The organism is Alteromonas sp. G4i13, from assembly GCF_054960505.1.
The window spans coordinates 1-13,702 of the sequence record NZ_JBHNYX010000072.1 but is presented as its reverse complement, the minus strand read 5'-3'; the positions used below and the strand labels follow the sequence as shown (position 1 = coordinate 13,702).

The 13,702-nt window shown below is 44.9% G+C and carries 10 protein-coding genes; 7 read left to right on the top strand and 3 right to left on the bottom strand.

From position 1 onward, the window contains the following. Positions 1-87: 87 nt before the first annotated feature. Positions 88-852, bottom strand: a complete 765-nt coding sequence (locus tag ACFI6J_RS20620) for a MipA/OmpV family protein (RefSeq protein WP_462586368.1) — start codon at positions 850-852, stop codon at positions 88-90. A gap of 253 nt (positions 853-1,105) precedes the next feature. On the opposite strand from ACFI6J_RS20620, the gene ACFI6J_RS20615 reads away from it, so the two are divergent. The 3 genes from ACFI6J_RS20615 to ACFI6J_RS20605 are packed head-to-tail and all read left to right on the top strand — an operon-like array spanning position 1,106 to position 4,073. Continuing rightward, complete coding sequence (locus ACFI6J_RS20615; protein ID WP_462586367.1) at positions 1,106-1,981, top strand: glucosamine kinase nucleotide-binding domain-containing protein; 876 nt, start codon at positions 1,106-1,108, stop codon at positions 1,979-1,981. Next, positions 1,978-3,120: an N-acetylglucosamine-6-phosphate deacetylase gene (gene nagA, locus ACFI6J_RS20610; RefSeq protein WP_462586366.1), complete on the top strand. Its 1,143-nt coding sequence runs from the start codon at positions 1,978-1,980 to the stop codon at positions 3,118-3,120. Before ACFI6J_RS20615 ends, nagA begins: the two co-directional genes overlap by 4 nt. 47 nt (positions 3,121-3,167) lie before the next feature. After that, positions 3,168-4,073, top strand: coding sequence for a hypothetical protein (locus ACFI6J_RS20605; protein ID WP_462586365.1), 906 nt, complete (start codon positions 3,168-3,170; stop codon positions 4,071-4,073). Between the two features lie 96 nt (positions 4,074-4,169). On the opposite strand, the gene ACFI6J_RS20600 is transcribed toward ACFI6J_RS20605, so the two are convergent. Beyond that, complete coding sequence (locus ACFI6J_RS20600) at positions 4,170-5,762, bottom strand: ABC-F family ATPase (RefSeq protein ID WP_462586364.1); 1,593 nt, start codon at positions 5,760-5,762, stop codon at positions 4,170-4,172. 99 nt (positions 5,763-5,861) lie between these two features. After that, complete coding sequence (locus ACFI6J_RS20595) at positions 5,862-7,463, bottom strand: esterase/lipase family protein (RefSeq protein WP_462586363.1); 1,602 nt, start codon at positions 7,461-7,463, stop codon at positions 5,862-5,864. 583 nt (positions 7,464-8,046) lie between these two features. Between ACFI6J_RS20595 and ACFI6J_RS20590 the strand changes: the two genes are divergently transcribed. The 4 genes from ACFI6J_RS20590 to ACFI6J_RS20575 all read left to right on the top strand — a co-directional run bounded on the left by ACFI6J_RS20590 (position 8,047) and on the right by ACFI6J_RS20575 (position 13,476). After that, complete coding sequence (locus tag ACFI6J_RS20590; RefSeq protein WP_014951406.1) at positions 8,047-8,427, top strand: PA2779 family protein; 381 nt, start codon at positions 8,047-8,049, stop codon at positions 8,425-8,427. A gap of 4 nt (positions 8,428-8,431) precedes the next feature. Beyond that, entirely contained in the window at positions 8,432-9,364 is a 933-nt protein-coding gene (locus ACFI6J_RS20585) for a PA2778 family cysteine peptidase (RefSeq protein WP_462586362.1), read from the top strand. A 79-nt stretch (positions 9,365-9,443) separates the two neighbouring features. Next, positions 9,444-9,854 (top strand): hypothetical protein, encoded by a 411-nt coding sequence (locus ACFI6J_RS20580; protein ID WP_321825177.1) that lies wholly within the window; start codon positions 9,444-9,446, stop codon positions 9,852-9,854. Between the two features lie 193 nt (positions 9,855-10,047). After that, positions 10,048-13,476, top strand: a complete 3,429-nt coding sequence (locus tag ACFI6J_RS20575; protein ID WP_462586361.1) for a M36 family metallopeptidase — start codon at positions 10,048-10,050, stop codon at positions 13,474-13,476. The last annotated feature ends 226 nt before the right edge of the window (positions 13,477-13,702 follow it).

The following is a 13,702-nucleotide window of genomic DNA, read 5'->3' as shown; positions in this document are numbered from 1 at the left end:
AAGCCCTCTTACATGAGGGCTTTTTTGATGCTAGCACCTTGTCTTTAAGCCATCTACGCGGTTGTAGAGTAGGCTATTAGCAATAGTCTAGAAAAAGCGTGTATAAACCAGCATGGCGTTAAGCGCGGTATCATCGTCTGTCAGCGGGCTATCGCTGATGCTATCGTCAAAGAAGGTGGCGCCAACTTCTAAACGGGTCATGCCGCCCAGAAACTGTCGGGTTGAGATGGCAACGCGTACTTCCGTATTGAGCGCGCTATCGCCGTTATATGCACTTCGAAATGCTGTGGCTTCTTCAGGGCGCACGCCGTAGTAATAGTCGACGTAATTGCTGTCTTGGTAGTTTACGCCTATAGACGGCTCGATCATGAAGTTATTTATTCTAAACCTTTTCCCGATACGGGCGGACGCTTGGTAGCCATCAAACTTACCAAGAATATCGGCATTGGTTGACAATGAATAAACCCAGCTACCCGTGTTGTAGTTAAGCCCAACTCCGGCCGCGTAGCTAAAATCTCTGTCGTCCATACCTGTAAATACAGCACTGTCATCTTCTTCATAACCTGCAAAGATCGGGACAAGCTGAGCGTCAAGAGTAAAGCCACTTTCGCGAAAAAGTTCATAGCCAATAAATGGTCCGTAAACACGTAACTTTTCACCGGTGTAGCCGATAATAGGAATAGGAACAACGCGATTATCAAAATCGGTATATACATCTTGCGATGCTGCGACGCCAAAACCCCACATCCAACCCTGAGGCTGTTGAGCGCCAGCTTGTTGTGCAAAAGCAGGAGTAGAACCAACACCTACACAAGCTAGAGTTATTGCGCCAATAACGGTTTTTAAATTCATAGGTAAATTTCCTTTTTAATCAAGATACTGCTCTGCTGTGTTCTTCGATCATATTCGCTTGTGTATATTGAACCAAGCTGTACGTTTTTGCAGCGTCTTCTGATTGGGCAATTATCTATGCGGATTGGTATAAGGGCCTTAAGGTAACGTGAAAGGCTGCTTTACTGGCAAGAAAGCAAGTTATTCTGTGAAATCGGTGTGGTAAAGTGCATACAACAAGTTGTATTGAATAGTTTAGAGAAGCAGGTAACCCGTGAGTTACAAATATGTAGTGGGTATTGACGGTGGTGGCACCCGGTGCCGTGCATTGTTGCAAGATATTGATGGCAATACATTAGGTGAAGGGGCGGCAGGCCCTGCAAATATAATGACCAACCCCGAACAAGCAATGGGGTCGGTAATAGACGCAACGTTAGACGCAATAGAAAGTACTGCGTTGCCGATTACATGCGAAGAAGTGTTGCTAGCTGCTGGATTGGCAGGAGCGAATATTCCGCAAGCAAAGCAGTCTTTTTTGGCGTTAGACAACCCATTTGCTGATACCGTGGTAATAAGTGATTTACACGCCGCTTGTTTGGGCGCGCACGATAATCAGTCTGGAGCCCTTATTATTTGCGGTACAGGTTCAGCGGCAACCCGTTACGACAAGGGTGTGTTCACTGACAAAGGTGGTTACGGCCTGCAAGTTGGCGATGATGCAAGTGGTGCGTGGTTGGGCTTATCAGCTATAAAGCATGTACTGCTTTCTTATGACGGCGTAGAGCCCGTTAGTGAATTAAAGAAGCGAATTTGTGAACACCTTAATTTAGCGTCACCTCAGCAATTAGTGACCTTGGTGGCAAATTACAACGCTGCAGATTTTGGTGATATAGCCCCAGTGGTTATACAGGCTTATCGAGACCAGTGTGCCGCCGCGACCTCTCTTATTCGAAAGGGTGCAAATTACCTCAATCAGTTGGGTGAAGCATTGATTAATCAGGCTTCTACATTGCCGCTATGTTTAGTTGGTGGCCTTGCTGATGTTTACACGCCTTTACTTTCGCCTTCTATCTCTTCTAATTTAACAGCGCCGCTAAAAAGTGCTGAATATGGCGCTATCAGCTTTGCCAAAAGAGTAAAAAGCGAATGAAAGAATCGATTACTGTCGAGCAGGTTTTAACGCCAAAAGGTTGGCTTGAAAACCAGACAATCACAGCTGATAGCGGCAAGATAGTCAGTATTAGTGATGCGACCTCAGCAGAGCTCAGTAGTATTTACAACGGAAAGCTCATCCCAGGGTATTTCGACACGCAAGTAAACGGCGGTGGTGGTGTGCTTTTTAACCATAGCCCTTCTGCCGCTATTGTAGAAACCATGGCGCTGGCTCATCTTCGTTTCGGCACGACCTCCATGTTGCCAACTATTATTACCGACAACGCATCTACAATGGCCCAGGCGGCCGATGCCATTGCGGAAGTAATGGCGGGCGGCCCAGAGTGCATTAAAGCGTTAATAAAAGGGATTCACTTTGAGGGGCCCTTTTTGAGCAAAGCAAAAAAGGGCGTGCACGAAGCACAATTTATAAGAACCCCTTCTGACGCAGAGCTTGCAACCTTATGTCGCAAAGATATCGGTAAAGTCTTACTTACTGTCGCACCAGAAACGGTGAGTACTAGCTTCATAAAAGAAATGGTTGCTGAAGGAGTTGTGGTTGCAATTGGGCACACCAATGCCAGCTATGAACAAGTTCAGGCGGCTATCGACGCGGGAGCTACAGGCTTTACGCATTTGTACAACGCTATGTCTGCATTAACCTCCCGGGAGCCAGGAGCCGTTGGTGCAGCGTTGCTTAATGACACCGTATATTGTGGTTTTATTATCGATCATCACCATTTACACCGCAAAAGTGCTGAGTTGGCATTAAACGTGAAAACTGCCAACCGCGCCATGTTGGTTACCGATGCCATGGCGCATGTGGGCAGTGATATTGAGCGTCTTCACTTTTTTAATACCGAGATCGTTAGGCATGGCGATAAACTTACTACGCCAGACGGCAAAACACTGGCTGGCTCGTGCTTGGATATGCATAGTGCAGTTTTGAATACGCACAATGATTGCGGTGTGACGTTAGAAGATGCGAGCAAAATGGCGAGTGCCACGCCGGCTCAATTTATGGGGCTAGAGAGTGACATAGGCAGCATTACTGAAGGTCAGCGCGCAGACTTTTTACTGCTTAATTCAGCCAATGCACTGACCCACGTTTTCAGTAATATGAGAATGGTCTTTTAGGTAGAAATTTAGTATTAACTTAAATGGCTTTGAAATAAGGAAGTGTTATGAAGTTTGTGACAAAGTTTACTGTTCTGTTAGCCGTATTAATGTTGGCTGCAGGGTGTGTTACGCAACGAGGTATGGATTCTGGCGAAAGCGTTCCTTCTCAACCTAATAGCGAGGAAGCCACGCCAACTGAAAGCACAGAGCAAGAAGATGTGGTGCAAGATGGCGACAGCGTAAATGATGGAACCACGAAAGGCGAATCGACTAAAGAGCCAGTTAGCAAGCCAGTTGCTCCACCAAAACCAAAAGTTGGCGTATGGGTTAGCGCTAAAAAGTTTCCCACTCACACGCATATCGGTACCACTAAATTTAACAATTTTACGAAAGAATATAGCTACGACTGGCAATTGAACAACACGCTGTATAGCACATTCAAAAAAGCCATTGAGCAAAACAGTCGTTTCACTGCGGTGGATATCTCTTCTTTGGTTGACGATGCAGGCGCCCTTGATTTCGTGATGGGTGAAGGAAATAACGGGACGTTCAATGACAAACAAAACACGTTAAGAAAATCGTTGTTAGACAAAGGCATTGCCACTGTGATTATTGTTGAAGAAGCGCCGACGGTGGCTATTACCGAGTGCGGTACTTATGGATGTTCAGAGCATCAAAGCAAAGGGTTCGGACTGTTTACGCGTAGTTTTTTGGGTACCGATCACTATATTGCTTCGGCAAGCTTTAACGTTAGTATTGAGCGTTTAGACAAGCCAGTTGATATCTTAACGCTGCCAGTGTTTACCGAATTTCAAGATGATGCGCTAAAAAATGAGCGTGTTGAAGATTTCACACCGCCAGATAACTTTGATGAAATAACGGAACAAGAGTTAGCGCCAATTAAAAATACGATTGTTAACTACTTTGACCGCTTAGCGACAGCGGTTGGCAAGTATTTATCTGGTCAGTAAGCTTTTAATATACTGAAACAAAAAACGGGCACTTAAATAAGTGCCCGTTTTGTTATGTGGCTCACTTCATCTATTGATGAAGGCATCGATATATAATTACGCGTTTTCTTTATGCGCCAAAAACTCTTCGTAGTTTCCATCGAAGTGATTCAGTTTCTTGTCTTTAATTTCGATGATTTGCGTCGCCAGTGACGAAACGAATTCACGGTCGTGACTAACAAAAATAACAGTGCCATCAAACTTGTATAGCGCATTGTTCAAGGCTTCAATCGACTCCATGTCCATGTGGTTAGTGGGTTCATCCATTACCAATACGTTGATGTCTTGAAGCATTAGCTTTCCAAACAGCAAACGGTTTTTCTCACCACCAGAACATACCTGCACGCGTTTGTTGAAGTCGTCAGACGTAAATAGCAAACGTCCTAACATACCTTTTATTTGCAGGTCATCGTGTTTGGGGCTACGCCATTGGCTCATCCACTCAAACATAGTGATATCTTCGGCAAAGTATTTAGCGTTATCCTGCGGAATGTAACCAATCGCAGCGTTTTCAGCCCACTTATAGCTACCTGCGGTAGGTTCAATGTCATTAACCAAACACTTCAAAAGCGTGGTTTTGCCGGCCCCGTTCTCACCAATAATCGCCAAGCGTTGACCTGCTTCTAATAGCAAGTTCGCGTTGTCGAATAGCGGAAGAGCTGGGTAGCTATGCCCTAGTTCTTCAAGAGTAATAGCAAGTCGGTGAAGTTTCTTATGTTGGTTAAACACAATATAAGGCTTACGGCGGCTAGACGCTTTTACCTCAGCCAATTCAATTTTCTCAAGACGGCGGGCACGCGAGGTGGCTTGTTTCGCTTTCGATGCGTTGGCAGAAAATCGCGCTACGAAGCTCTGTAGCTCTTCGATTTCCGCTGACTTCTTAGCATTCTCTGCATGAAGCTGTTCTTGAACTAGCATAGCAGCTTGAATGTAGTCGTCGTAGTTACCCGGGTAAACGCGCAGTTCACCGTAGTCGATATCGGCCATGTGCGTGCATACAGAGTTTAGGAAGTGTCTGTCGTGCGAAATAATAAGCATGGTCGACTTACGTTTGTTAAGCTCTTCAGCAAGCCAACTGATGGTGTAGATATCCAAGTTGTTGGTTGGTTCGTCTAGAAGCAGAATGTCAGGCTCGGCAAATAATGCCTGCGCCAAAAGCACACGTACTTTTTTACCAGGTGCGACTTCCTTCATTAGACCAAAATGATAGCTTTCGTCGATGCCAGCAGAGTTTAAGATATCGCCTGCGCGGGCTTCGGCAGTGTAACCGTCCATCTCGGCGAATTGGGTTTCCAGGTCCGCCACGCGCATGCCATCTTCTTCGCTCATTTCAGCCTTGCTGTAAATGGCATCGCGCTCTTGCTTAACTTCCCATAGTTCACGGTCACCCATGATAACGGTATCGACTACGCTAAACTCTTCAAACGCAAACTGATCCTGACTCAAGATACCTAGCTTTGTGCCTGGCGCCATAGAAACGTTGCCCGACGATGGGGTAAGTTTACCGCTTAGAATTTTCATAAAGGTAGACTTGCCACAACCGTTTGCGCCAATCAGGCCGTATCGGTTGCCGTTGCCGAATTTTGCGGAAATATTTTCAAATAATGGCTTAGAGCCAAACTGCATTGTGATATTTGCGGTGGTAATCAAAACAGGTATCCAGGGGTAAAACGATGAGAAGAGATAGTAGTGAAAGCGGTTGTCACTTCACTAATATATAAAAGCGCGCGCACTATAAGGAATTGAGGGCTACATGTCGAGGGAATTTTGAACAGTTTTTGCGCTGATGTGCTTTTGGCGAAGCTTATCAAGTATAAACTCGATTGCCTGAGGGCTTTTGAATGAGTTATGTGACGAGTTAACAATAGTTGTGTCTTTTGCCTCAGGTAAATATGCGCTGCTATAACTGACGACAGAGTCAGTTATAGCAGCGCATTCTGTTTCTGACTGGCAATACAAGGTACTGGTTGAGCCAATAATAGAATAGCTCTCGCCTTCTACAGGAATGTCGGCTAACGCTGTCATCAGCGGGTGATTGGGGCGTAACACTTGGACGCTATCAGGCCCGTAGTTTTGCAAGAAAGGAAGCATAGCTGCGGTTAATCTGCTCACGCCTACATTGTCGATAAAGTTTTTAAATAGCGCTTTAAAACTAAAAGGGAGTGTGATGAGTGAAGAGCCTAACGATCCTATAACGCTATTAGCTATTTCTGAGCCTCGGTGTGGAGTGTCGAGAAAAAACACCGTATTCTCTTTATACACAGGATTAAATATAAATATATCTCGCAACATTTCATCGCCTTCAGCAAGTAGCGCTTCTGGAGGCTCTGTGAAAGTAGTATCCCATAACGTGTTATCTGAATGCGTTGAAATCAGCTTTGCGATTACGCCGCCCATACTATGCCCTATCAATACCGCAGATGAAGAAGCGCCTTCCGATGACGCTATCCGCTGGTTTAGCTTGTACAGTAAATTGCGAACTCGCATGGCGTTATAGAAAGGAGGAGGGCCTGATGGGTAGTACACGTGCAATATCTGATAGTGTTGAGATAATTCTTCGTCATTGAAAATAGCCATTGTGAGATACCGCCAAATTAGCGGGTCTGAATTGAGGCCATGAATCATAATAATCGGGGTTTTGACTGAATAAAGCTCTCCAATACTAAAGACTCCCATTCTCTTTTCAGCGTCTTGTGCATTAATAAATCCTAGCCAGCTGAAATTATGGATGTCGGCATTTTGTAATAGGGAAAGGTAAGAGGCAGCAGGTGAGTACCGTTGCGTGTATGTGTTGTTTCCAACCAGTATTTCGGTAGGCACATCGACGTGTTGGGCTTGCAAGGATATGTGAATTCTAAGCCCTTTCAATGCAACCGACTCAACTTGAAGGGAGTAAGGCGAGTAGATACCTTCTAGTGGGTAGTTTAGGTCAAGGCTAAGGCCATTCTGTGCTTGGTTGCTAATTCGAGCCACTGCAGCACCGCCAAGTTCACCAAATACCTTAGGAGAGAGGCGAGCGTCTAAGGCTTCTATTTCTGCAACTAAATCGAGTTCGCTTGGGCCCGAGTAGTTAACCTGAATTAAGTTGTCAGTTGTATGTCTAAGACGGAATAACTTGTTTACTGCGAGGTTATACCCGTCGATCCCTATAGCACGATGCGCATCGGAAAGACTGTCTCTTTTTAACAAGGTAATGTAGCAATCGAGCGCAAGCGCGATGTCTAGTGTAGTACTTTGCTCGTACGACGTGCACCGAGCAGCCAGTTGTATGTTGTCGAAGTGGCTTAAGTCGGGCAAATAGCCATATCCATATGCACCGGCCAAAGACAAAGGAGATACTTTTTTACGCATAAACTTATCTGAACTGCATGCACTAATACAGCAGACAGTCGCTACCAATACCCAATAAATGAGATTCTGCTTGATGCGCATTTCACCCAAACGCTAAAAAAAAGTATTAACCTTTTATAGCGTGTTTTTGTCAAAAATTGCACCTCAAACTTAACTCCGTACGGTATGAGGCGTGAAAAAGGCGTTTCAAAACACCCGCTCATTCCACAGATGGCCCCTTATGGTTTGTTGCTCTTTTTATATTAGCGGCAAGCAAATAATTCCAGCATAAAGAAAATATTACATAAAAGTCAGCGCGCGGTGATGCATCAATGCAGAATTAACGAACAAAGCTTTGATCAGCATTTTTCGTATAAAGGTCACTTAAATCGTTATTTTAAAGAGAAAAAATGGAATCTTGTCTATAATGAAAAAAAGGCATTTTTAGTTGGTCTTAATCTTGCTGTGCTTATCTACTGAAAATAAACCGCAGAGCGCAAATGCGTCTGCTGAATCAGTGCGAAGTTTTATTTCACTCTAGTTTATCGTGAGTTAGGTAACGCAAAAGAAGAATAAAACTGGGCATTTTAAAGAGGGAAACATCATGAAATTTTTGAAAAAAATTGCGATTGGTTGCTTTTCGGCAACGGTTTTAATGTCAGGCAGCGTGCATGCAGAAGCAATTAGCTCAGATTCCGTAATGCAAACTCAAGCCGCTCACTACAATAAGCAGCAGCTAATTGACATGGTTAATCGTGCAGACGTGCAGAGTAAATTGGTTAGCTTAGGTGTAGATAGCAACCAAGCTATCGCCAGAATCAACGGCATGACCGACAGCGAAATTGCCCAATTAAATGATGAAATTAATCAAGCGCCAGCGGGTGGCGTTGTGGGTGCAGTGCTTACCGTACTTGCTATTATCGCAATTTTGGACCTAATTGGTGTAACTGACGTTTACCCATTTATTCGTCCAGTGAACAGCTAATTGAATGATCAATTCAGTTCAAAAAAAGGCCTGCGCGTTAGCAGGCCTTTCGCTTCTATTTTTGCTTTCAGGCTGTCAGTCCACACCTCAAGCTGACAAACTGCGGCAAGAGGGACTTGCCTCATTACCTGAATCTCACACTATTCAATCTGTTCCGTTTTTTCCCCAAGAACAGTTTTATTGCGGGCCTACCACACTATCTGAAGTGTTTGGTTACTATGGTGAAAGCACCTCTCCAAATGACATTGCGCCTAAGTTATTCATTCCCAGTAAAGAAGGGAGTTTACAACTAGAAATGGTGAGCGCTACCCGACAATTTGGTTTTTTGCCATATTCTGACCGAGGGACTTTATCGTCAATTATGTCGTTAGTTAAAGACGATATCCCAGTAATTGTTTTTCAAAATTTGTCCATCCAGTTATTACCCCAATGGCACTACGCTGTTGTTATTGGGTTCGATAGTGATAAGGGGACGGTTACTTTACATACCGGCCTTACGCCTAATCACGAAATGTCGCTTGAACTTTTTGAAAGAACGTGGGGAAGAGGAAATTACTGGTATTTGGCACCAGTTCCTCCTAATGTAACCTCGCCTGAGATGACGCCGTTCACTTATGTAAGTGCAGCTTACGACATGCTTAAAGTGGGAGATAAAGCGCGTTCATTGGCGTTTTTGGAAACCGCGTCGCATACATGGCCAACGTACTGGTTAAGTTACTTCTTGATTGCCAATTATTACTTAGAGCAAAACGACAGCCAAGCCGTGGCTTGGTTTAAGAAAGGCTATGAAGTGGGGCAGAACCAACACGTGTATGTTCACAACTACGTATTAGCTTTGCGCGAAAACAACATGCCCGAGAAGGCAAATACAATTCTAAAACAGGGGCTTGAACGCTTTCCCGATAACGAAGCGCTGTTAACATTGGCTGAAAAATAAACCTAAACTTTAAGAGTATTCGCATTTACGAAAACTTATCGTCTACTATTAACCTAGGAAGTAATTGTGAAAGTAGGCTATGCCAAAAATACTGAGCTCATCAACAATTTCGTACGAGAACGGAGTAGTCACCACTCGACTCTATGGCGCGTTTAATGAAAAAAGTGCGAAAGACTACAGCGATCGTCTTTTTAAACTAGTCATAGGGCTGAATCAACGACCCTTTTCCCTTCTGGCAGATATTAGCCAAGTTGAAGGTGCAACTCCTGAGGCCTTCGACATACTCAAGCGTATTATAAAAAGGCTCCCTGATATGGGATTAATAGCGAAAGCATATGTTTATAAAGGACCTGTTATACGCGGAATAATGTTTCAGAGGATCCCCGATCTCAAAAGTATGGATTATCTTTTTTTCACAGATATTGACGAAGCTTCTTCGTGGTTGTCTCGCGAATATGAACGCAAACTATCTCTGCTTTCTGATTCCTAATTAGCCTGTAATAAGTTAATAGCGCAATTAACTATCTCATTTCCCACATCTGGTTGGTGCAGTTAACTCTAGTGGTTAACCCCTATGGTGGATGGGCGTTTTTTGCTCGATCCTAATTTGGTTAACGCTATCTAGTCGTTGCTCAGTATTAATGCTGAATGCATTGATAGCTCCAAATTTTAAGGATTGAATAATGAAAAAAAGAACCCTTATATATGCTGCGGTAGCAGCGGCTTTACCTTTCGTAGCAAGCGCCTCCAAAGTACACGCACCCTTAGATACTTCATCGCACCGTATTGCTGAAATAAATCTGACTGACAACGTTGTTAACCCGCCAGCAAACAGCTTGTTTCAAATGGCGTTAGACCAACTGCAAACCACATTCCCATCATCTACATTACGAACAGCTAATGGCCATTTAGACAGTGTTTTTGGTATTGCCATTGATGTTTCAGGCACGTCGCCTGAACAGATGGGGTTTGACTTTATTAGTCGACATTCTGCCCTTTTAGGTGGACTAAGTGACGGGGATTTTGTTTTTAACCCTCACCGTAGTAAAGCAGCGCTGGGTGGTCATTTAGTAAGATTTGACCAAGTCATTGATGGTGTAAAAATCAAAGATAGAGGTGTCGGTCTCTTAATAGATGAGTCTCAGGTGGTGAGAGCGCTGTTCGCCGATACAGCTATAAATACACCTATTGCTAACTCTCAAGTTCTTTCTGCTAATAGCGCGATCAGCGTGGCAACCGCCGATTTAGCGTCTTACAAGCGAGCATTGCCAATAGAAGCTCTTGATGTACTGAACCCTGCTTTTTCTCAAATAGAGAAAAGCCTAGGCATTTTTGCCAAGCCAGTGCCACAGAAAGTGGTGGTACAAGATAACAATAAACTTAAACTCGCATGGAAGTTCTTCTATTACTCTTCAAATCCCTTTGGTGTGTTTGAGTATGTCATCGATGCCCAGTCGGGAGACATTCTGGCGCGTAATGATCGGGTCAAAACCATTCTTCCTTCAGGTGAAAATGAAGTTACGCAAACGGGGCAGGTTGGCTTAGTTCAGCAGACTGCGGATTATTTCCCAACATTTCCACCCATTACGCCATCGATGCAAAGCGAATGTTTGATAGAGGACGATGCAGGTGGCTACACCGGCAAACCGAAAGGGATGGAACGCATTAACCTACGTAAGTTTGACGATTCTAACTTAGTGACGGGTGTTGAAGGTTTGCTTACAGGTAAGCACGCGCTTATTGAAAGCGCGATGCTGACAAAAGGGCCTTTTCCACAAGCGGCAACCGGCACGTATCACTTCAGTGAAGATACTGCCATAGAGGCAAGACCTGTCGAAGATGATCATGTAACGCCTTCTACGGCACATCACATTGACGGCATCAGCCAGTTTATTTACATCACCACATTACTCGAATATTTAGATTACCTCCATAAGGACGGCGATGCTGTGCATAGTCGTGGCGTGGGCGATGGCTCGTTTCCAAATAGCTACCCTAACGAAGCGGTACCGTTAACTGGTGTGGTACATATTCCAAATGTGCTCGACCCACCAGATAATCCAGCAGATCCTGAGTTTATGGCTAAGCTATTAGGTTTGGACAACGCATTCGCAGTGCCGTTATCACAGGAAATTGCAGGTGAAGAGGTCGTGGTTAACCCGACAGCTTACGGCCATGGTTACTTATTCAACAACCTAGCAATGGACTTCTCGGTTCCCATTCATGAAGGCACCCATGCGACAATTACCCCTATCGCAGGTTTTGAAGGCGAGCCAGAAGGTGGCGCGCTTAACGAAGGACAAGCCGACCTATGGGCATACACGGTAGGCGAAACACCGGATTTAGGTACTTACCCCGTTAATTCGTGCGATTTACGAAAATTCTTAAGAGAGCAGGGGGTTAATCCCGACTCATTTGAGTTTATTCGTTCTGCACAGAGCCAAATTCGTTATTCACAATTAGGTACAAGAGACAACGCATTTGAAGTGCATCGTGATGGAGAAATTTACGCGGGTGCAATGTGGGACTTAAGAGAGCTTATGGTGGCGCTGCAGCCTAGACAAGACTTCGTTCGCCCCGATCCAGTTACCGGCGATCCTACCCAAGAAACTAGCTTGGGCAAAGAAACGTGGGAACGTATCTTCCTAGGCTCAATGTACGTGCTAGGGATATCTGCGCCAGATACCTTCGTGCGCGCACGGGATGCAGTGTTAATTGCCGATGCCGCCTTATATCCTACCGATCCTTTAGATTTAACTTCACCGGGTCGTCATCATGCATTAATTGAGCGTGTTTTTGCTGCCAGAGAGCTAGGTGCAAACGCGAAAGCACCGTTAGGCGGTCGACAGACTATATCAACGGCAGTGAGCGAGTTTACGGCTACCCAGGCTAAGCCATCGACACCAGACGCTATAGACGCGCATATCATTTCTGATGACGCGATTGAAATTACGTGGGAAACCGTACCTGACGCTTTTGCTTATCAATTGCTAAAACGCAAAAAAGGGTCGAGTGCGCGTTTGTTTACGGGTGTACCAACCCGAGAATACTTTGACGGCGACCTCACATTCTCTGGCTTCACCCATGTTGAATTTATTGTGGGCGATAATCGCTACATAGACAAAGGGCAAGGTTTAGGGCGTGGTGCAGGTCAAGGCATAGACTCGTTTGACTATGAATACGTAGTGCGTGCAATCAGCCTTAACCCTAATCAGCAAGTTGGTTTTTCTAATATGTCAGGGATTGCTTCAACCGGCTTAAACACGGTGGATGTGAGTGACCAAGTTGACTACAAAGTGGGTAATGTAAACTACAATAACGGCATCTTTGCCTTTGATATTGCGTTGATAAATACTGGCGACGAGAGAATTTACGGTCCAGTTGATTTCGATATTACTCATATTAGCAATGGCAGTATTACCGTATTGAATGCAGATAATGGTGGCACTGGTCAAAACGGCGACATAGCAAGGTTCCGTTTCGATCAATCGCTAGATGTAGACAGAACATCTGCACTGCGTTATCTAAAGTTTGATAACCCAAATGGAAAACTCTTTACGTTCCAAGCGCGGATCAGCGGCTACGAAGCTGGCGCTTCGTCAACCGGTAGAGGAGAAACGCCTACCTTTGATACGTCTGAGCCAAAAGAACAGTCTGTGGTTTACCATAATATTGAGGAGCACACGGGTGTTGTCTTAATTGGCGCAGCGGATGAAGCATTGGTTGATGGCGTTGACTATGTTGATATCCCGTTTACAGCGCTGCCAAGTGCGTCAAGTGTAGTTGCAACGCTGAGCGCTGATGTTGAGGTAGTAGCGGTGCCAGATCTTGACTTTGAACTGCTCGATGCCGAAGGCAATATTATGGCGAGCTCCGGCAACTTGGGCTCTAATGAGCAAGTTGGCGGTGGCATTGTCCCCGGAGAAACCTATCGGGTTCGCGTGAATGGTTGGGCTAACGGCCCGACGTCATACCGGGTTGTTATTGATCAGTTTGTAAGTGATATTAACGACGCAAACGTTGATCAAAATGGTAATGCGACAACGGGAACAGTAACGTTTGAGTTTAATCCCGTAACAGGGAAAGTAATACCTTTGAACTTACTTAATTAGTCGCCCGTGAAAACACGAAGAATCTAGGCTAACTAGAAGAAAGGTCACCTACCAACAACTGCCTTTCTAAAGGCCTGTAAAACAAGCCAAAGCCCCATGTTGTGAAAACTGCATGGGGTTTTTTTATTAAACTCGCCCTCCGGGAAGGTCTGGCAAGTATCCTAGCTTCGTTCATTCCCACGCTTCGCTAGGAAACTTGCCTGCGCCTTCTGAGTGGGCAATTATC